The 21,000-nt window shown below is 26.2% G+C and carries 17 protein-coding genes; all 17 read right to left on the minus strand.

Features of this window, described 5'->3' with window-relative positions; all coding sequences use genetic code 11:
• Position 1: 1 nt before the first annotated feature.
• A complete protein-coding gene (locus BT993_RS01405; protein ID WP_072592889.1) occupies positions 2 to 1,222 on the minus strand; it encodes an acetate/propionate family kinase in 1,221 nt (406 codons plus the stop codon).
• A gap of 13 nt (positions 1,223 to 1,235) precedes the next feature.
• Positions 1,236 to 2,525, minus strand: a complete 1,290-nt coding sequence (locus tag BT993_RS01410; protein WP_072592890.1) for a hemolysin family protein — start codon at positions 2,523 to 2,525, stop codon at positions 1,236 to 1,238.
• A 13-nt stretch (positions 2,526 to 2,538) separates the two neighbouring features.
• The gene (locus BT993_RS01415) at positions 2,539 to 3,492 is read right to left on the minus strand and encodes an ROK family protein (protein WP_072592891.1); all 954 of its coding nucleotides are present in this window, start codon (positions 3,490 to 3,492) and stop codon (positions 2,539 to 2,541) included.
• An 11-nt stretch (positions 3,493 to 3,503) separates the two neighbouring features.
• On the minus strand, positions 3,504 to 4,877 hold the full coding sequence (locus tag BT993_RS01420; RefSeq protein ID WP_072592892.1) for an NADP-dependent glyceraldehyde-3-phosphate dehydrogenase: 1,374 nt from the start codon (positions 4,875 to 4,877) through the stop codon (positions 3,504 to 3,506).
• Complete coding sequence (locus tag BT993_RS01425; protein WP_244147530.1) at positions 4,867 to 5,748, minus strand: alpha/beta fold hydrolase; 882 nt, start codon at positions 5,746 to 5,748, stop codon at positions 4,867 to 4,869. Before BT993_RS01425 ends, BT993_RS01420 begins: the two co-directional genes overlap by 11 nt.
• Before the next feature lie 5 nt (positions 5,749 to 5,753).
• Positions 5,754 to 7,931 (minus strand): heavy metal translocating P-type ATPase, encoded by a 2,178-nt coding sequence (locus BT993_RS01430; RefSeq protein ID WP_072592894.1) that lies wholly within the window; start codon positions 7,929 to 7,931, stop codon positions 5,754 to 5,756.
• Positions 7,932 to 8,032: 101 nt separating this feature from the next.
• Positions 8,033 to 8,350 carry a thioredoxin gene (trxA, locus tag BT993_RS01435; RefSeq protein WP_072592895.1) on the minus strand — a complete coding sequence of 106 codons (318 nt, stop codon included), beginning with the start codon at positions 8,348 to 8,350 and terminating at the stop codon, positions 8,033 to 8,035.
• 19 nt (positions 8,351 to 8,369) lie between these two features.
• The gene (gene nox, locus BT993_RS01440; protein WP_072592896.1) at positions 8,370 to 9,704 is read right to left on the minus strand and encodes a H2O-forming NADH oxidase; all 1,335 of its coding nucleotides are present in this window, start codon (positions 9,702 to 9,704) and stop codon (positions 8,370 to 8,372) included.
• A 35-nt stretch (positions 9,705 to 9,739) separates the two neighbouring features.
• The gene (gene dusA, locus BT993_RS01445; protein ID WP_072592897.1) at positions 9,740 to 10,693 is read right to left on the minus strand and encodes a tRNA dihydrouridine(20/20a) synthase DusA; all 954 of its coding nucleotides are present in this window, start codon (positions 10,691 to 10,693) and stop codon (positions 9,740 to 9,742) included.
• A gap of 6 nt (positions 10,694 to 10,699) precedes the next feature.
• A complete protein-coding gene (locus tag BT993_RS01450; RefSeq protein WP_072592898.1) occupies positions 10,700 to 11,146 on the minus strand; it encodes a DMT family transporter in 447 nt (148 codons plus the stop codon).
• A complete protein-coding gene (locus BT993_RS01455) occupies positions 11,147 to 12,334 on the minus strand; it encodes a replication-associated recombination protein A (protein WP_072592899.1) in 1,188 nt (395 codons plus the stop codon).
• Positions 12,335 to 12,346: 12 nt separating this feature from the next.
• Positions 12,347 to 13,813 (minus strand): 4-alpha-glucanotransferase, encoded by a 1,467-nt coding sequence (gene malQ, locus BT993_RS01460; protein WP_072592900.1) that lies wholly within the window; start codon positions 13,811 to 13,813, stop codon positions 12,347 to 12,349.
• 43 nt (positions 13,814 to 13,856) lie between these two features.
• A complete protein-coding gene (locus BT993_RS01465) occupies positions 13,857 to 14,936 on the minus strand; it encodes a DNA recombination protein RmuC (RefSeq protein WP_072592901.1) in 1,080 nt (359 codons plus the stop codon).
• Positions 14,937 to 14,944: 8 nt separating this feature from the next.
• Positions 14,945 to 16,162 carry a YihY/virulence factor BrkB family protein gene (locus BT993_RS01470; protein ID WP_072592902.1) on the minus strand — a complete coding sequence of 406 codons (1,218 nt, stop codon included), beginning with the start codon at positions 16,160 to 16,162 and terminating at the stop codon, positions 14,945 to 14,947.
• Positions 16,159 to 17,343, minus strand: coding sequence for a tRNA uracil 4-sulfurtransferase ThiI (thiI, locus tag BT993_RS01475; protein WP_072592903.1), 1,185 nt, complete (start codon positions 17,341 to 17,343; stop codon positions 16,159 to 16,161). Before thiI ends, BT993_RS01470 begins: the two co-directional genes overlap by 4 nt.
• Positions 17,343 to 18,506 (minus strand): tRNA guanosine(34) transglycosylase Tgt, encoded by a 1,164-nt coding sequence (gene tgt, locus BT993_RS01480; RefSeq protein WP_072592904.1) that lies wholly within the window; start codon positions 18,504 to 18,506, stop codon positions 17,343 to 17,345. Before tgt ends, thiI begins: the two co-directional genes overlap by 1 nt.
• Before the next feature lie 11 nt (positions 18,507 to 18,517).
• Positions 18,518 to 20,698: a RelA/SpoT family protein gene (locus tag BT993_RS01485; RefSeq protein ID WP_072592905.1), complete on the minus strand. Its 2,181-nt coding sequence runs from the start codon at positions 20,696 to 20,698 to the stop codon at positions 18,518 to 18,520.
• Between the last annotated feature and the right edge of the window lie 302 nt (positions 20,699 to 21,000).

The raw sequence follows: 21,000 nt of genomic DNA on the forward strand, positions 1-21,000 counted from the left end.
ATTAACCTTTCAATAAATTATATGTTTCAATAGAAATCATAAGTTCTTCATTTGTGCCTATTTTAAATATACTTGTTTCTGAATCAGATGTACTTAAATCTACATCTCCAGATTGTCTAATCTTATTTTTTTCATAATCAAGTTTAACACCTATAAATTCTAAATTTTCACATACTTTTTGTCTTGTTTCACTAGAATTTTCTCCTATACCACCAGTGAAAATTATTGCATCAACACCTTGTAAAAGTATATAATATTCTCCTATATATTTTTGTATGCTATATGCCATCATATCAAAAGCTAATTTAGCTCTTTCATCTCCACTTAACATAGCCTCTGTCAATTCTCTATTATCAGAACTTTTACCAAATATCCCTAAAACTCCTGATCTTTTATTTAATTTTTGACTCATTTCTTCAACTGATAAATTATATTTTTCCATAATATGTAAAACAATTGAAGCATCAATATCTCCACAACGAGTACCCATCATAAGACCTGCAAGTGGTGTAAATCCCATAGATGTATCTAAAACTTTTCCATCTTTAATTGCAGTAATTGAAGCACCATTACCTAAATGACAACTTATTATCTTATACCCACCATAAGGTTTTTTTACACCTTTTTCAAGTAATAATTTTTCAGCAACCTTAGATACATACTTATGACTAGTTCCATGAAATCCATATTTTCTAATTTTTAATTTTTCATATTCTTCATAAGGAATTGCATACATATATGATTTTGCAGGCATAGTTGAATGAAAAGCCGTGTCAAATACAGCAACATTTGGTATATCAGGTAATAATTCCCTCATTACCTTAATTCCCATAATATTTGCTGGATTATGTAAAGGGGCTAGTGATGAAATATTTTCAAGTGATATCATATTCTTATCATTTATTAATAATGGTTCTATAAACTCTTCTCCACCATGTACTACTCTATGACCAATAGCTTGTATTTGACTTACATCTTCAAAAACTCCAAATTCATTGTCTACTAATACATTCAACACAAATTCTAAAGCTCTCTTATGGTTAGGAAATAATTCAGGAACTTTATCTATCTTATTATTTCTAATATAGTTTTTAATACTAAATCTTGAATTTTCTATACCAATTCTTTCACATAAACCATTTATCATTATCTTTTCAGTAGTAGTGTCAATTACAGAAAATTTCAAAGATGAACTACCACTATTTAATACCAATATCTTCATAACTTCACCTCTTTTATATTATTTCTAAAATTACTTTCTCTATCCTTTTATTATTTACTTTAAGTATCTTTATTTTAAATTGCTCAAAAACTATATCATCTATCTTATTATCCATAGGTATAAATCCTAATTTTTCAATAAGTATACCATTTAATGAATCATAATGATTAGATTCTATATTAAAATTAAAATAGTCATTAAAATCGTTTAAACTTATAGATGAATTAATCATATATTTATTTTCAGATATCTTCTGAATATCTTCATTTTCTAAATCATATTCATCATTAATATTACCAACTATTTCTTCAAGTAAATCCTCAAGTGTAACTATACCTGATACACCACCATATTCATCAATTAATATTGCGATATGTTTCTTTAAAGTCTTCATTTCTACAAATAATGATTGTATTTTTTTAGTTTCAGGTACAAAATATGCCTCTTGAAGAATTTCATTAATCTTGATGTTTTCAAAACCAATTTCATATGATTTTTTTAATAAATTCTTAGTATGCAATATACCAACTATATTATCTAAATCCTCTTTATATACTGGTATTCTTGAAAATCTAATTAAATCATCATATGAAAATATTTCTTGAATATTAGAATCAATATCAATTGCAAACATCGAAGTTCTAGGTATCATAATTTCTCTAGCTACCTTATCTTCAAAATCTATTATTCTTTCTATCATTTCTCTTTCACTATCTTTAATATCACTATCATTTACAATCATTTTTATTTCTTGTTTACTTACAATTTCTAAATTATCATTTTCATTAATTTTAAATATTCTTAGAAATATGTTAGTTGAAAAAGATAATATTTTAATAAAAGGTATAAACAATCTATATACAAATAATATTATATTTATATTTGTAAGAGCAATTTTTTCTGGATTTAAAAGTGCCAACCTTTTAGGTATCAATTCACCAAATACTAAAGATAAATATGATAATATCAATGTTACAAGTACAACAGATACTTGTTGATAATACGGAAATGATAACTTATTTAAAAATGAAGCTAAAAATTCCGATAATGAAATTGCTGCTGAAGCAGATGCTAAAAATCCTGCCAAAGTTATTCCTATTTGTATAGTAGATAATAAATTGGCTGGTTCTTCCATAAGTTTTTCAAGTTTTATAGCTTTTTCATTTCCCTCATCAATTAATATCTTTAATTTATTTTTATTAATAGAAACTATTGCCATCTCACTTCCAGAAAAAAAAGCATTAATTAATATCAACACTATTATCAATAATATCTGGGGCAATATGGACGATCCTGTATTCATTTATTTCACACTCCTATTTTATTGACTGCATTGCTAGATATGCTGAACCATAAATCCCTGCATCATTACCAAGTTTTGCAATTTTTATTTCAATATTTTTTTCAATAGATGTAATTAAGTACTCAGGTAAATATTTCTTTATTTTATCTATTAGAAATTCTCCAGCAAGTGCAACTCCACCACCTATAACTACTACATCAGAATCAAGTATAGAAAGAGCTGAGCCTATACCCATAGCTATATATTCTGCTGTTTCTTCAACTATGTCAATTGATAATTTATCCCCTTGTTTTGCACAGTCAAAAACATCTTTTGCTTCTAAAGTTCTATCTTTTGTTAGATTATATAGCATGTTATTCTTATCAACTTGTAATCTATCTTTGGCTATTCTTTCTATACCAGTTGCTGAGGCATAGGCTTCAAAACATCCTCTTTTACCACAACCACATAGTCTACCTTTTTTTTCTAAAGGAATATGTCCAATTTCTCCAGTCGCACCGTTTTTTCCTGAAATTATTTCTCCATTTACTACTATTCCTCCACCAATTCCAGTTCCTATTGCCATACCTAATACATTTTTATATCCTTTTGCAACACCAACCCATAATTCTCCAAGTGTAATAACATTAACATCATTATCTATATATACTGGTTTTGATAATTGACTTTCAAACTCATAAGCTAAATTTAGATTTTCAGGCCAAGGAAAATTTGCCCACATTATTACTGTTGATTTATTTATAGTAGGTCCAGGAACACCTATTCCTAATGAAATAAAATCATCATAATTTATTTGTTTTTGTTCTAATCCAAATTTTAAACAGTCCGATAATTTTTTGACAGTTTCTTTATAACCTAAATTTGATTCAGTTTTAACTATTGTTGAATAAATAATATTTCCATTTTCATCCAAAATACCTATTTTTGAATTAGTCCCTCCTAAATCAATTCCACCATAATATTTCATTTTTACCTCCACTACATATCTAATACTATTGTTTTTATCTTAGTCATTGAAAGAATACTATGTCTTATACCTTGAACACCAGCTCCAGAATTTTTAATTCCTAAAAATGGAAAATTATCTGGTCCACGTTGTGTCTTATTATTAATATGTACTGTTCCAACTTCTAATTCATTTGCAAATTTAAATGCTTTTTCAATACTATTTGTAAAAATAGAGCTTTGTAAACCATATTCTGATTTATTTGCTATTTCTAATGCCTCATCTTCACTATTTACTCTAATTATTGGTAATACAGGTCCAAATGGTTCTTCCCATGCTATATCCATTTCTGTATTTACATTATCAAGTAAAACAGGATACATTAAATTACCCTCTCTTTTAATTTCTGTTAGTGCTTTTGCCCCTTTATTTATTGCATCTATAATTAAATTTTCAACAAAAATTGCACTCTTTTCATCAATTAAAGGCGTTATAACAACATTTTCAAAAGGATTTCCAACTTTTAAATTTAATACCTTATCTTTAATTTTTTCTAATAACTTATCAGCAATACTTTCCATTACTAAAACTCTTTTAATTGCAGTACATCTTTGTCCTGAATATGAAAACGCTCCTGAAACAATATCATTTGCTGCCTTATCTAAATTAGCGTCTTCAAGTACTATAGCAGCATCTTTTCCACCAAGTTCTAATAATATTGGTTTCATTTTTGCCTGAACTCCTATTTTTTCACCAATAGCTGTACTTCCAGTAAAGTTTATAAAATCTATTTCTTTATGAGTATTTAAATAATCTCCAATTTCTGAACCTTTACCTGTTACAATTTGCAATACATCTTTTGGTAATCCAGCCTCTTCAAAATATTTTACTAATTCTATACCCGATAGTACACCTTGACTTGCAGGTTTAAATACAACAACATTACCAGATATTAATGCTGGCACAATCTTAGAAGCTGCTAAATTAATAGGATAATTAAATGGAGATATAGCCAGAACTACACCTACTGGTTCTCTTCTAACTATTGCAACCTTGTTTTTAGAAGATTCATCATAATTTTTACCCTCATAAACTTCTCCAAAAATTCTCATTCCCTCTTCTGCTGAATATTTTATTAAACCTACAGTTCTTTCAACTTCAATTAAAGCATCTTTAAGAGGTTTAGAAATTTCTTTACTCATTAAAATAGCAATCTCTTCTTTATTTTTTTCTAAAACATCTGCTGCTTTATACATTATTTCTGCTCTTTTAGCTGTAGATAATTCTTTCCATTTCTTAAATGATTTACGTGCATTAATATATATTTTATCCACATCTTCTTGCGTCATTTTTTTAATACTACCTAACATGCTTCCATCTATTGGAGATAATACATTAATTTCCATTATTTATACCATCCATATTTTTTATTATTTCTTCTATTATTTTATCCTTATTTAATTCAAATAAAATATCATGTCTTGCTTTATTAACTTTTAAAAACTTAATATTATTTTTCCCATTATTTATCTTCTGCATATATTTTTTTAATTTTGTTTCAGAAACTAAAGCATCTTTAGTTCCAAACACTATAAATATATTTGCATTCTCACTAATTTTTTTAATATTTGATTTTATAAATGCAGTAAGTGATAATATATTATTATATGATCTTGCTGAAGCTTGTTTTAAATAATTTTCATCATTTAAATAAGAGTTTACAATTTCTTTATCTCTATTTAACCAAGCTGATTTACCCTCTTTAATGAATGACCTATTAAGGCTTTTTACCATACAATTATTAACAAAACTATTTTTAAAACCTAATTTCATTTCTAACTTAGTTATTATTTTACCTATAAAAATTGAAAATCTTTTTTCTATAGGCATTGAAATCAATACAGAATTTTTTAATTGCATATCTTCTTGAAGATATAGAGAGAATAATCCTCCCAATCCTTTACCTATTAAAAAAATATTTTCATTAGGTGTATTATTAAGTTTATGTTTTATAAATAATTTAATGTCATTTAAAACACCAGTAATACCTTTATCTCCAAAATCTGCAATATTTCCCTCTCTAAGTTCTCCATGTCCTCTGTATTCAAAAATATATACATCATAACCTGCTTCATTAAGTTTCATTGCAAATTCATTATATCTATCTATATATTCATATAATCCGTGTAACATTAATACTTTTTTTGTATTACCACTTTCAAATGAAGTATACGGAATTTTTAAACCATCAAAACTTTCAAAATATTCTTTATTCATTATACTCACTTATTTTCTCCTTTAAATAATTTTAATGTCAAGGCATTTAATAAAATACATATAGAGCTTACACTCATAGCAAATGCAGCAAACATAGGATTTAATGTTAAACCAAATTTAACAAATACTCCCATTGCTAAAGTAATCCCAATTATATTATATATAAAAGCCCAGAAAAGACTAAATTTTATATTTCTAATAACAGCTTTACTTAAATTAATCGCATTAATTATATCTATAAGTCTTTGTTTCATTAATACTATATCTGAAATTTCCATGGCTATATCTGTAGAACCACCTATACTTATACCAATATCTGCTTTAGCTAAAGCTGGTGCATCATTAATTCCATCGCCTACCATTATAACCTTATTATCTTTTTGTAAATTAACTAATATATCATATTTTTCATTTGGTAATAATTCTGCATGAACTTCTTCTATACCAACCAACTGTGCTACATATCTAGCAGTTTCTACATTATCTCCTGTTAGCATAATTGGTCTAATGTTTTTATCTTTTAATTTTTCAATAGTTATTTTTGCATCTTCTCTAATTTCATCAGCTATAGTTATTATAGCTACCAACTCTTTGTTAATTGAAGCTAAAATAACAGTTTTACCTTGTTTTGAAAAATTATTAATACTCTCAATATATTTAGATAAATCTACATTACCCTCTATCATCATTTTTTCATTTCCTATTAATATCTCATCATTTTTTACTTTTGCGTTAATTCCTCTTCCCTCAATCTGAATAAATTCATCAATATCTACTGAATTTACATTTAAACTTTCACAATAAGTTATTATAGATGTTGCAATATGATGTTCTGATTTTTTTTCAGCAGAATATATATATCTAATTACTTTATCATCATCTAAAAAGGAAATATAATCAATTACCTTAGGTTGCCCTTTAGTAAGTGTTCCTGTTTTATCCATTAATATTATACCTGCTTCTTTAATAATTTCAAGTAGTTCTGCTCTTTTAAATAAAATTCCTATTTGAGAACCTTTTAAATTACCTATCATTATTGATATTGGAGTTGCAATTCCTAATGCACAAGGACATGAAATTACAAGTACTGAAATAGCTCTATTAACTGCAATTGAAAAATCATTTCCAACTATTAACCAAAATCCAAAAGTTATAGCTGAAATAATAAATATTATCGGAACTAAAATTCCACTTATCTTATCTGCTAATTTTGAAATTGGTGCTTTACTTGATGTAGCTTCCTCTACAAGCTCTATAATTTTAGCAATTATAGTGTCATTACTTTCTTTATTAACTCTTACTTTTAAATATCCTTTTTCAAGAATACTTGAGGCTATTACTTCATCATTAATATTTTTTTCTATTAATTTACTTTCACCAGTTATAGATGATTCATTTACATAAGCTTTCCCCTCTAAAACTATACCATCACAACTAATTATTTCTCCTGTTTTAATTAAAACTTCATCATCTATTTCTAAATCTTCTACATCTATTATTATTTCTTTACCATCTTTAATTATAGTAGTTTTTTTAGGAGCTAAATTAATCATTTTAGTAATACTTTTTGTAGCATTTTTCTTAATTCTACCCTCTATATATTTCCCTATACTTACAAGTGTTAATATTACAACTATAGATTCAAAGTATAAGTCATGATTTTTTCCTTGAATAACGTTATATAGACTATATACAAAAGATGCAAGTGTACTTACTGCTATTAAACTTGACATATTAGAACTATTATTTTTTAATGCCATAAATCCTGAGAAATAATAGGATTTATAAATAAGCATTATACTAATAGTAATTATAATTTGTATTATCTCTGAATGATTTACCTTATTAAAGCCTAACATATGAGACATAGATACATACATTATTAATATACTTAATATTATTGAAACTATTAGTCTTATTATACTATAATCGCTATTTACAGTTTCAATATTTTCTTTATTTCTCTTATTATTTATTTTTTCTATTCCATACCCTATTTCTTCTACTTTTTCAATTATTTTTTCAACGCCAATAATTTTTTCATCATATATTACTGACATTTTAGAAGTTATAAGATTAATATTTACTTTTTCTATCCCCTCTAATTTTTCGAGATTTTTATTAATATTTAAAGCACAATTTGTACAGTGAATGCCAGTTATATTAAATTTTTCTCTTTTCATATTTCTCCTTAATTTTAAAAATATTTTTTATATTATATCACAAAAGAAAGTAATAGTATATATTAAAAAGATGTGAACCATGTCCACATCTTAAATTAAAATTATATGTTATTTTTTACTAAAGAAATTAATTCTTCTTTTGTTTTAAATCCTAAATCTGTAGCAACCTTTTCTCCATCTTTAACTACAAATAATGTAGGTATACTTCTTACTCCATATTCTCCAGCTAATTCAGGGAATTGATCTACATCTATTTTAACTATTGAGAAATCAGCTTCTTCACTTAATTCATCTAAAACTGGTCCAAGTCTTTTACATGGTCCACACCAAGTTGCAAAAAAGTCTACTAAAACAACTTTTTCTTTCTCACAAATTTCTTTTAATTGCTCTACAGCACCTAAATGTAATACTTTACTCATTATTATTCCTCCTAAATAATTATTTTGCTCCTAATGCAGTCATTGTGAAGTAGTTATATGGTTTATTAAAATGAGGTAAGAAGAAGATATCAAGTAATTTAAATTTATCTATAGTTACCTTTTCTTGAATTGCAAGTGAGAATACATGTAATCCAAGTGAAATATCTAATGTAGAAGCCATTTGTGCTCCTAAAATTCTTCTATTATTTTTATCATAAACTATTTTAACTGTTACTGCGTCATTTTCTGTTTTCATAAATTCAGGTTTTTGATTGTCTGTAAATGTAGTAGTTTCAACTTCAAATCCATATCTCTTAGCATTTTCTTCAGATAATCCTGTAGAAAGCATGTTTAACTCATAAACAGAGATTCCATTTGAACCTTGAACTCCTATTCCTTCTAATTTAGTTCCACATACATTGTGAGCTGCAACTATACCACTTCTAACAGCATTTGTTGCAAGTGCAATATAGTTAATATCATCTATAGAGTTATCATATATAGTTGCACAATCTCCTATAGCATAAACATCTTCACAAGAAGTCTTTTGAGTTCTATCAACTAAATATGCTCCATTTCTAAATAATTCAACTTTTCCTTTTAATAAGTCTGTGTTAGGTCTAAATCCTGCACATAATATTACCATATCAGTTGCATATTCAGATTTATCAGTTACTATAGATGAAACTTTACCATTTGTTCCTTTAATTTCTTTTAACATTTCTCCAAATGATAATTCAATACCATGACTTGCTAATTTTTCATTCATTCTTGTTCTAAATTCTTTATCATAGTAAGTAGATAAACAATCGCTACAAGAATCTACTAATCTAACTTTTTTACCTTTTCTTTCAAATGCTTCTGCTAATTCTACCCCTATATATCCAGCACCTATTACAGTAACATGTTTAATTTCAGGATTTTTTAATTTTTCAATAACTTCAGCTGCATTTTGGAATAATTTTACATATTGTACATTTTCTAATTCTTTTCCTGGAATTGGTAAATCAATTGGTAAAGATCCTGTAGAAACTATTACCTTGTCATATTTTTCTGCAAATTCTTTTCCACATTTACTTTTTGCATATACTACCTTATTTTCAAAGTCTATGTCATATACTTCAGTTTCCATGTAAACTTTTGCACCATTAGCTTCTAATTTTTCCTTATTTGAATAGAATAGTCCATCTGAACCATCAATTTGATCTCCTATCCATAATGCCATTCCACAACCTAAGAAACTAATATTATTATTTCTATCAAATACAACTACTTCTGTTCCTGGATAATTTCCTAAAATTGTATTAATTGTTGCTGTTCCTGCATGATTTGCACCTATAACTACTACCTTCATTTAGTCCTCCTATAAATTTGTTTATACAATACATTTTAACTTATTTTATTTAAAAATTCAAGAATTGTACCACTAGTTACACTTGTAGGAGAAATCATATTTTTCCACATTTTACTATATTTTGTATTATAAAATAAACCCAATGTATGTCTAAGAAAATGATGTGGTTTTTCATTGTTTTCTTCTAACATTTTCACATAGTGAAACATTTCATTTACTATTTCTATATGTTTTTTTACACTTTTACCATTTAGTAAATTTATTTCATTTGCTAACATAGGGTTATCATAAAATGCCCTACCTATCATTACAGAATCAACATAATTATGATGAATTTTAATATCTTCAATAGTTTTAATTCCACCATTAATTTCTATTGTTAAATTAGGTCTATCTTTCTTAAGTCTATAAACCATTTCATAATCTAGTTGTGGTATAGTTCTATTCTCCTTTGGACTTAACCCCTTTAAAATGGCAATTCTAGCATGAACAATATATTTATTAACATTAGTGATGTCAATAAAATCTAATAATTCCCTATAACTTACAATTTTTCTATCATTTTCTAAAATACCTTTACCGTCTATACCAATTCTATTTTTTATGGTAACTTCTTTACCTGAATATTCTTTCATAGCTTGTGCAATATCTCTTACAAGTTCTGGCTCACTCATTAGATAAGCTCCCATATTATGACCTGAAACTCTATCTGATGGACAACCTACATTAAGATTAATAGCATCGTAGTTTGTATGTTTAATATATTTTGCAACTTCAATACTTTCTTGTAAACTAGATGTAGCTATTTGTAATACTACAGGATTTTCAACTTTTGTACTTCTTAATATTTTAGCTCTATCTCCATTTAAAATCGCTTGAGTAGTTATCATCTCTGTATATAACTCTATATCTTTATTTATCATTCTAATAAAATTTCTAAAATGAATATCAGTTCTATCTACCATTGGGGCTAAAGCTATTTTAAACATAAATACCTACTTTCTGTTTATTAAAAATATTCCAATAGCCATTAATGCAACACCTATCATTCTTTCTACAGAAAAAGATTTAACTGCATATCCAAAAAGTCCATAATGATCTATTATCATAGCCATAACTAATTGTGAAAACATTAATAATATAGTTGCAAGTCCTACTCCTAAAGCTGGTATAACCGTAATTACCGATAATACATAAATCGCTCCTGTAATTGCACCTAAATACTTCCACCAAGCAGTAGTTGTAAACTGAGTAATTGTTGGTGATTTCTGACCTGTTAGAATTATAAATAAAAATATAAATAATAATCCTATAAAAAAAGATGTAAATGCCGACCAATAATCACTTCCTAAAGATTTTCCAAGTTCAACATTTATAGGACCTTGAATTGTAACAACAAATCCTGCAAATACCGTTAATAATATATATAATACTTTTTCCATTTATTTTTCTCCTTTTATTTTAATCCAAATTTCTTCCATATTTTTTTCAAACTTATTGTTTCCTGCTAAATAATATTTTTTCTTTTGATTCATATATTTTTGATTAACATAATTATTTTCATAATCATGAGGATATAGATATTTTTTTGCACCAACTTTAGTTAAATGCACCGGAACACTCTGTGCTCCATTTTCTTCTATATCAGCCATAGCTTCATTTACAGCCATATATGCACTATTACTTTTAGGTGAAAGTGCTAAATATATCGCACATTCTGATAAAATTATTCTTGATTCAGGCATTCCAATTTCTTTTACTGCATTCATACAAGAAACGGCAACATTAATTGCTTGAACATTTGCAAGACCTATATCCTCACTTGCAGAAATAACTAATCTTCTAGCAATGTACATAGGGTCTTCTCCACCAATTAATAACTTACTCATCCAATAAACAGCAGAATCTGGGTCAGAACCTCTTATTGATTTAATCATTGCAGAAATTGCATCATATCTATCTGCAAATACCTTAATATTAAATAATTCTGTAACTTCTTCAATACTAGAATTTAAAAAATCTGCGTTTATTAAAGTTTCTAAAAAGTTGATAGAAGTTCTTGCATCTCCATCTGATATCATAGAAATGTATTTTAATATATCTTCCTTATACTCAAGTTGCTCTTCTTTAACAATTTTTTCTAATATATTAAATATATCTTCTTCATCTAATTTTTTAAATTCAAATAAAAGTACCCTAGATAATAAAGCTCTATTAAGTGAATAATAAGGATTTTCTGTTGTAGCCCCTATTAAAATAATATTCCCATTTTCTAAATCTTCTAATAAAGAATCTTGTTGCAATTTATTAAATCTATGTATCTCATCAAAAAACAATAGTGTCTTATTGACACTATTCTTAGCTTTTAAAGATATCTGAGTTATATCATTTTTTGATGCCTTAATTGCATTTAAATAAACATAGTCATATCCAAGTTTATCTGCAATTATTTTAGCTAAAGTTGTTTTACCAGTACCACTTGGTCCAAAAAATATTGAGCTTATGATTTTATTGTTTTCAAGCATTCTAAATAATATTTTCCTTATATTTTCTTGCCCGTAAAACTCATCAAAATCCTTAGGTCTATATTTATATGCTAAAGGTTCTTTATCATAATTAAATAAATTCATAAGCCCTCCTTTTTATCTACCATATATTTCAGTTATGTGTGCAATTGTTGATGCTAAATCATCGTTTAATTCCCAACCATTTAATCTCCATTGCCAGTTTCCACTTGCAAGTCCTGGAGTATTAATACGTGCAAATTCTCCTAAATTTAAATAATCTTGCATTGGTATTATTGCAGTTTCAGCAACAGATCTTAAAGCAAGTCTAATCATTGAATAAACTATATATGAATCATCACTTACATTTAAGTAATCTCTTACCTCTCCTTTTTGCATATCATTAAGTTTAAAATACCATGAATTTGTTGTATCATTATCATGTGTTCCTGTATAAACTACAGTATTTTTTTCATAATTATGTGGTAAATATTCATTTTCAGGATCTTTATCAAATGCAAATTGTAAAATTTTCATTCCTGGAAATCCTGCACTTTCTTTTAATTCTACAACTTCATCTGTAAGTATACCTAAATCTTCTGCAATAATATTAATCTCTCCTAAAGATTTTTTTATAGCATTAAATAAATCAATTCCTGGTCCTTTTTCCCATTTACCATTAATAGCTGTAGTTTCTCCATAATTAACAGCCCAATATGATTCAAATCCTCTAAAATGATCTATTCTTATTATATCATATAGAGAAAGGTTAGCTTTAACTCTATCTATCCACCATTTATATCCTGTTTCTTTTAATTTATTCCAATCAAATAATGGATTCCCCCATAATTGCCCAGTTGCTGAGAAATAATCAGGTGGAACTCCTGCAACCTTAACTGGATTTCTATCTTTATCAAATAAGAATATTTCTGGATTTGACCACGCATCTGCTGAATCCATAGATACAAATATTGGTATATCTCCAATAATTTCAATCCCATTTTGATTAGCATATGATTTAACAGATTTCCATTGTTTAAAAAATATATATTGTAAAAATTTTTGATAGTTAATTTCATCAGCTAATTTAACTTTATATTCCTCTATTGCATTATTTTCTCTATTTTTTAATTCATTTGGCCAATTTGACCATGATTCTCCATTAAAATATGTTTTAAGTCCAGCAAATAGAGAATAATTACCTAACCAATAATCATTTTCTATATTAAATTTAATAAAATCCTCATTTTCTATATTAAACTTCTCAAAAGCACTTCTTAATATAGGTAATTTATTTGTATAAATCATTCCATAATCAATATTTTCTTTATTATCTCCAAAATTTGTATCAAGTACTGAATAATCTAAATATCCCTCTTGAACTAAAGTTTCTAAATCTATTAAATATGGATTACCTGCAAATGCAGAAAAACATTGATATGGAGAATCTCCATAACCTGTAGGTCCTAATGGGAATATTTGCCATAATTTTTGTTTAGATTTTTTCAAAAAATCAATAAATCTATATGCTTCAAATCCCAAAGTACCTATTCCCTCTTTTCCAGAAAGTGATGTAGGATGAAGTAAAATCCCTGCTTTTCTCATAATATTTATCTCCTTAATATTTTATCATTATAATTATATCACATTATTCACTGATATCAACTAAATTTTTTATTTTCTCAAACTCTTTAGATATTTTATCACTAGTAATATTTAAATCATTAAAATCTTTTTCTAAACGTTTAAAATCCCTATTTAAATTCTGCCATCTATCACTATATCTTAAAAACTCTTTAGAAAATCTATCAAGTTGATTTAAAATTTCTTTTGCATTCTCATTTCTTTTATACTCTATAGTTGAAAACTGCATAGTAGTAATATATATCATTAAATTTGTTTGTGATGCAATCCAAACCCTTTTAGAATAAGCATATTCTAATATTTCAGGAAATTCAGAATATATCTCCATAAATATTGATTCACTGGGTAAAAACATTATTGCTTGATTAATAGTTTCTCCTATTATAATATACTTATTTGAAATATCATCTATATGTTTTTTTAAATCTTTAATAAATTCTTTTCTATACTCCACATTCTTATTTTCTACATATAAGATATAGTTTTCAAGTGGAAATTTTGAATCAATAGCAACCTTATTTAATTTTGTGTTTAAAAATAAAACTGCATCTGCTACTTTTCCATTTGAAAATTTATACTGTCTTTCATATAAATTATTATTATCTCCATATACATAACCTAAAACTTGTTCTAATCTAGTTTCTCCAAAACTTCCTCTTGATTTCTTATCAGATAAAATTTTTTGTAATGAAATAACTTCACTTGATAATTTCTCAATATTTTTTTGAGTTTCATCTATTTTAACTAGCCTATTTATAACTGAATTAACAGCTTCATTAGATATTTTAAATCCATCTTTTAATACATTTTCTACTTTATCTCCAAGACTTAAAACATCTTTAGTGATATTTTCTTTCATATTTAATTTAAAATCATTAATTTCACTTGTAACATTTGTTTTCCCCTCATAAATTAATTTTGAGATATCCTCTTTTGACTTTTCATTCTTCTCCATTAATTTTTCTAATATTTCAAACTTCATATCTTTAAATTCATTTTCATTTTTATTAAAATTAATAAGATAGATTAAATAAATCAACATAAATATTAGAATTACAAGTAATATTAATATAGCATAAATCATTACATCACCTACTCTTCATTTATTATTTTATCATTGTGGTAAGTTAGTTCATTTGAAATTTTTTCAAATTCATTTCTTCTTTCAGTCGGCATATCCTTTAAAATATCCATATCATCTATACCCTCATTTTCAATAATATTATTAAATAATTCATAACTTAATTTATTAGGATTAATATTTATCTGATAATACTCTACTTCTTTATTCTCATCTAATACTTCATTAACCAATTCATAATCTTGTAATAATGCCATAGTTCTATTAAGTGCCTTTTTAGAAATTCCAATATATGCTGATAAATCATTCATATCTAGTGGTTTTTCTAATTTACTAAATCTATCAGATAGTATATACATAATATATGCACCTATTTTCTTTTTCATTGATAATGATATCTCAAAATCTTCTTCTACTAATTCCTTAGATGTCTGTATAGTATAAGTTATTTGAGCCCCTATCAATATTATTGTCCACGCATATTTAATCCAAATTAAAAATATTGGTATAAATGCAAGTGAACCATATATTATATTATATCTACTAATTGAATATTGCAAATAAACATATATTACATAAAGTATATTTAACCCTATATCAGAAATAGCAGCACCTATTATAGCTGGTAATATTTTAACTCTTTTATTAGGAATTAAAATAAATAATCCTGATATAAACATCATTCTCATAAACATATTGAATATCTTTAATATATATTTAGTTAAATTCGATATATTAGTAAATGACTTAATAAATTCAACTAAAACAGAACTACTTGCAAGTATTAATAGAATAAATATAGGTGTTATAAAAACAAGAGCAGTATAACTAATAATTTTAGAAGTAAAATTTCTATTTTTTCTTACATTCCAAATATTATTAAATGTATTTTCAAGTAAATCAAACATACTGATTACTGAAAAAATTAATATCAAAATCCCAAGTCCAGTAAGTATTCCACCTTTTGCATTTTCTATTAACTTATTAGTAGTTTCTAATACATATGATAAAACTTGTTCATTTTGAGGTACTAAATCCTTAACTTGAATAATTAATTTTTCATCTAAACCAAAGCCTTTTGCAATTCCAAGTATAATGGCAAAAAAAGGAAATATTGTTAGTATCATCATGTATGTTAGATTTGATGCAAGTAACGACAAATCTTTTGAAAAATACTTTTTAAAATATATTTTTACCATTGATATTACTTTTTCTTTATTGTAAATCATTTAACTATAACCATTTTCTTATTATTAAAAATTTCAAGTAATAGTTCATCATAGTTTTCAATTTTTTCTTCTTCAAGTAATATCTTATCAAGTTTTGGTTTAGTATTTGGATGTTTAGGTGCAAACATTGCACATGAATCATCATGTGGTTCTATAGATTTTTCATATGTTCCTATTTCATTTGCTTTTTCAATTATTTCAAGTTTATCTATACTTATTAATGGTCTAAATACAACTAAATCTGTTACAGAGGCTGAAGTACAATTTAATCCCTCAAGTGTTTGAGATGCAACTTGTCCTAAACTTTCTCCAGTAACTAAAGCTCTTAAATTATTTTTCTTAGCAAGCATTTCAGAAAGCCTCATCATTGCACGTCTTGTAAGAATAGTTGCATACTCCTTATTTGTCTTTTCATTAATAGCCTGTTGTATTGGTAAAATATTCATAGAATAAAATTTAGATTTACCGTTATATTCACTTAATATTTTTACTAATTCTTCAATTTTAACTAATGCCTTTTCTGAAGTAAAAGGGAAAGAATGATAAGTAACAAAATCAAGTTTCAATCCTCTTTTAGACATTAAAAATGAAGCAACTGGAGAATCTATTCCACCAGAAATTAAAGATAATCCATTTCCAGCTGAACCTAAAGGCAATCCACCATAAGTATTAATCTTTTGTGTATAAATATATGTTTTCTCCCTTATATCTAAAGAAATTAAAGTATCAGGATTTTTCATAGAAACTTTAGAAAATTCTGTATTTATTAAAACAAAAGCTCCAAGTTCTTTAGCAAAATCCATAGAATTTTTTTCAAATTTTTTATTAGCTCTATTTACCTCTATTTTAAAAGTTCTTGCACCATCTTGATATAGTTCTGTTGCAATTTCTTTAAGTTTATCTTTTATTGATTTTTCATCTGTATCTACCATAACAGAAAAATTAATATTATTTATACCAAAAATCTTTTTTAATTCTGTTATTAAACTTTCTATATTTTCATCATTTGTTTGTACATAAAGTTTAGATAAATCATTTACTAACCTTGCATCAAATGATGATATTTTATTATTTATTCTTTGTTTAATATTCCCCTCAAAAATACCTCTATTTTTACCCTTTAATGCAAGTTCTCCATATCCTAAACCTATTGCATTAATTTTATTTAACCTAATATTCATTACTCCCCCTTTCTAATATCTTTTGGTCTTATCCAATCAGAATTTTTACCTTGTGTATAATTTGATATAAATTCTTCTTTAAATTCTTTAAATTTACCTTTTAATATAGCCTCTCTAGCATCTTTCATCATATTTATTAAAAACCAAATATTTTGATAAGTTGCAAGTCTTTGCCCTAATATCTCATCAGTTTTAAATAAATGTCTAATATATGCTCTTGAATAGTTTCTGCAAACATAATTATCATTAACATCTAAAGGTCTATCATCATATTCATATTCTTTATTTTTAATTACAAGTCTACCATATTTTGTAAATACAGTCCCATGTCTACCAATTCTTGAGGGATGAACACAATCCATCATATCTATTCCATTTTCAATTGCTTCTAACATATCTAATGGTTCTCCTACACCCATAAGATATCTAGGTTTCATTTCAGGTAATAAAGGAGTTGTATGTGCAAGTATTCTATACATATCTTCACGTGTTTCTCCAACTGCAAGACCACCTATTGCATACCCAGAAAAACTATTATCCATTTCTAGTAATTCATTAAGCGATTTTTCTCTTAAATCTTCATAAATCCCACCTTGAACTATTGCAAAAAGCCCTTGTTTTTCAGGGTTTTTATTAGCATCTATACATCTTTTTGCCCATCTAGTAGTTCTCTCTATAGAGGGAATTAAATATTCTCTTGTAGATAATCCATGTGGACATTCATCTAAAACCATCATTATATCTGAACCTAAATTATTTTGTATTTCAATAGATTTCTCAGGAGAAATAAAGTGTTTTGAGCCATCATGATGCGATCTAAAATAAGCTCCCTCTTCCTTTATTTTTCTTAAATCTCCTAATGAAAATATTTGAAAACCACCACTATCAGTAAGTATAGGTCTTTTCCAATTCATAAAATTATGCAGATGACCAAATCTTGCAATTAATTCATCTCCAGGTCTTAAATAAAGATGATAAGTGTTTCCTAATATTATTTCAGCACCTATTTCTTCTAATTCTTCAGGTGTCATGGTTTTAACTGTTGCTTGTGTACCAACTGGCATAAATACTGGTGTATGTATAATTCCATGAGGTGTTTCTATTACTCCTGCTCTAGCTTGACCATCTTTTTTCTCTAAATTATATCTAATTGGTTTTTCCATTATTTCACTTCCTATTTACGTATTATATCTAATATTTCTCTCATATTTAATAAATTTTTGCTTAATTTTTCATAATCTTCTCTTCTTTTAACTAAAACTCCTAAATGAATTACAGCCAATTTTTCTCCATTTTCTTTAATAATTTTAGTATTAATACCTGTTAAATCTATCTTATACTCATTAAGCAATCTCATAATATCAAGAATTAATCCTGTTCTTCCAACTGTCTTAATTGTAAAATAAATTTGGAATTTATTGTTTGATTTTTCTAATAATTTTTCATCCCAATATACTTCTATTTCTCTTTCAGGTTCATTTTCTAATAATTTTTGCATATTATTACAATCTGATCTATGTATTACTATTCCTCTACCTCTTGTAACAAATCCTAAAATTTTATCTCCAGGTAGTGGTGCACAACATTTGGCAAAATTAAACAATGTATTATCGGACCCACTAACTTTTATTCCTTGATTATTTTCTTTTATCTTGTGAGTAGTTTTAGCCGTTTCTTCTTCTATAGCTTGTTCTATATTCACTTCTTCTTTTTTCTCAAATTTTGCTATAAAATGTTCTAAAGTTAATTCATTGTTCGCAAACTTATAATAAAGATGAGCTAAAGAAGTAATATTAAATTTTTTCATGTATAATAAGACTTTATCATCATCTTCATAATCTTTAAATTTTAAACCAATCTTATTAAATTCTTCATTTAAAAGAAGTTCTCCCTCTTTAGACTTCATTTCAAATTCCATATCTTTAAACCATTTTCTAATCTTAGATTTAGAACTTGGATTATTAACTATATTTATCCAATCATTACCTGGACCTTTAGCTGTTTTAGATGTTAATATTTCAATTTTATCTCCATTTTCCACAACATAGTCAAGTGTTACTATTCTATCATTGACTTTTGCCCCTATAGTTCTATATCCTATTTGAGTATGTACTTGAAATGCAAAATCTAATACTGTTGAGCCAGCTTGAAGTTCTACTACATCACCTTTAGGTGTAAATACAAATATCGTTTTCTTTAATATATGTTCTGTAACCTCTTTTGCAAATGTTTCAACAGGTTCCCCCTCAATGCTTGATTCAACAATCTTCTTTATTGTAGCATAATATTTTTCATTTTTATCTTTTGTTTTTTTCTCTTTATACATCCAATGTGCAGCAACTCCCTCTTCTGCAATTTGGTGCATTTCTTCCGTTCTTATTTGTATTTCTATAACTTGATTATCTACACCTCTAACAGTTGTATGTATAGATTGATAACCATTAGCTTTAGGTACAGCTATATAGTCTTTAAATCTACCAGCTATAGGTGTGAATATAAAATGTATTAATCCTAATACTGCATAACAATCAACTTCTTTTTTAGTTAATATTCTTATTGCCGTAAGATCTGTTAGGTCTTTAAATTGTTTATTTTTTTCATACATCTTTCTATATATACTATATAAATGTTTAGTTCTTCCATTTACATGTGCATTAATAAAAGACTTTTCTAGTTCTTTTTCAATAATTTCTATTATTTTTTTTATGTATCTTTGTCTTTCCTCTTTTTTTGTATTAACAAGTGATTTAATTTCTTGATAACCTTTACGATTTAAATAATAAAAAGAAATATCTTCTAATTCAGATTTAATCTTTCCCATACCAATTCTATGTGCTATAGGGGCATAAATATCCATAGTTTCCTTAGATTTTTCTATTTGTTTTTCAGGAGTTTGATATTTTAAGGTTCTCATATTATGTAATCTATCTGCAAGTTTAATAATTACAACTCTAACATCTTCAGACATTGCAACTACCATTTTACGGATATTTTCTATCTGTTTTCCCTCTTTTTTAGGCAAATTTCTTAATTTTGTAACACCATCTATAAGCATAGCAATATCTTTACCAAAACTATATTCTATATCTGATATAGTTATTAATGTATCTTCAACAACATCATGTAATATACCAGCTACTATAGTATCTGTATCCATTCTTAAAGAAAGTAATATTTCAGCAACTTCAAGTGGATGAATTATATATTCTTCTCCACTTTTTCTTTTTTGATTTCTATGAGCTTCTTCTGCCAAAATATATGCTTCTTCTATTCTTTCTATATCTAGTTCCTTATGATTTTGTATAATATCTTCTTTAATTCTATGATAAACTTCTCTTCCTGTAATATTTGCCATAAAACTCTCCCCTAAACTAGTATTTTAATACTAAATTTTACCATTTTTTTTTACCTATTGCAAATTTATATAGAAAAATAAAATTCCAACCTAAATTCCAAAAGTAAATGTCCAAAAAAAATAGGATATACAGTACCATCATAAATGACCAAATCTATTGAAAGGAACTGTATATCCATGACTAATAATAACACATTTTTTAAAATTAATAAAGAAGGAAAATTTAAACATCTTACTAAAGTTGACCGTGGTATCATTTACCATATCCTTAAAGATAATAATATTAAAGACTTAACTAAATA

The organism is Streptobacillus ratti (assembly GCF_001891165.1).
Taxonomy (GTDB): Bacteria; Fusobacteriota; Fusobacteriia; order Fusobacteriales; family Leptotrichiaceae; genus Streptobacillus; species Streptobacillus ratti.

Bases quoted from the DNA above. Each gene is read 5' to 3' on its own strand.
- thiI (WP_072592903.1), bottom strand. From the start codon at position 17,343: ATGAATATTAGGTTAAATAAAATTAATGCAATAGGTTTAGGATATGGA.
- BT993_RS01470 (WP_072592902.1), bottom strand. From the start codon at position 16,162: ATGATTTACAATAAAGAAAAAGTAATATCAATGGTAAAAATATATTTT.
- BT993_RS01425 (WP_244147530.1), bottom strand. From the start codon at position 5,748: ATGAATAAAGAATATTTTGAAAGTTTTGATGGTTTAAAAATTCCGTAT.
- BT993_RS01405 (WP_072592889.1), bottom strand. From the start codon at position 1,222: ATGAAGATATTGGTATTAAATAGTGGTAGTTCATCTTTGAAATTTTCT.
- BT993_RS01465 (WP_072592901.1), bottom strand. From the start codon at position 14,936: ATGATTTATGCTATATTAATATTACTTGTAATTCTAATATTTATGTTG.
- BT993_RS01485 (WP_072592905.1), bottom strand. From the start codon at position 20,698: ATGGCAAATATTACAGGAAGAGAAGTTTATCATAGAATTAAAGAAGAT.
- malQ (WP_072592900.1), bottom strand. From the start codon at position 13,813: ATGAGAAAAGCAGGGATTTTACTTCATCCTACATCACTTTCTGGAAAA.
- trxA (WP_072592895.1), bottom strand. From the start codon at position 8,350: ATGAGTAAAGTATTACATTTAGGTGCTGTAGAGCAATTAAAAGAAATT.
- nox (WP_072592896.1), bottom strand. From the start codon at position 9,704: ATGAAGGTAGTAGTTATAGGTGCAAATCATGCAGGAACAGCAACAATT.
- tgt (WP_072592904.1), bottom strand. From the start codon at position 18,506: ATGGAAAAACCAATTAGATATAATTTAGAGAAAAAAGATGGTCAAGCT.
- BT993_RS01430 (WP_072592894.1), bottom strand. From the start codon at position 7,931: ATGAAAAGAGAAAAATTTAATATAACTGGCATTCACTGTACAAATTGT.
- BT993_RS01420 (WP_072592892.1), bottom strand. From the start codon at position 4,877: ATGGAAATTAATGTATTATCTCCAATAGATGGAAGCATGTTAGGTAGT.
- BT993_RS01455 (WP_072592899.1), bottom strand. From the start codon at position 12,334: ATGAATTTATTTAATTATGATAAAGAACCTTTAGCATATAAATATAGA.
- dusA (WP_072592897.1), bottom strand. From the start codon at position 10,693: ATGTTTAAAATAGCTTTAGCCCCAATGGTAGATAGAACTGATATTCAT.
- BT993_RS01450 (WP_072592898.1), bottom strand. From the start codon at position 11,146: ATGGAAAAAGTATTATATATATTATTAACGGTATTTGCAGGATTTGTT.
- BT993_RS01415 (WP_072592891.1), bottom strand. From the start codon at position 3,492: ATGAAATATTATGGTGGAATTGATTTAGGAGGGACTAATTCAAAAATA.
- BT993_RS01410 (WP_072592890.1), bottom strand. From the start codon at position 2,525: ATGAATACAGGATCGTCCATATTGCCCCAGATATTATTGATAATAGTG.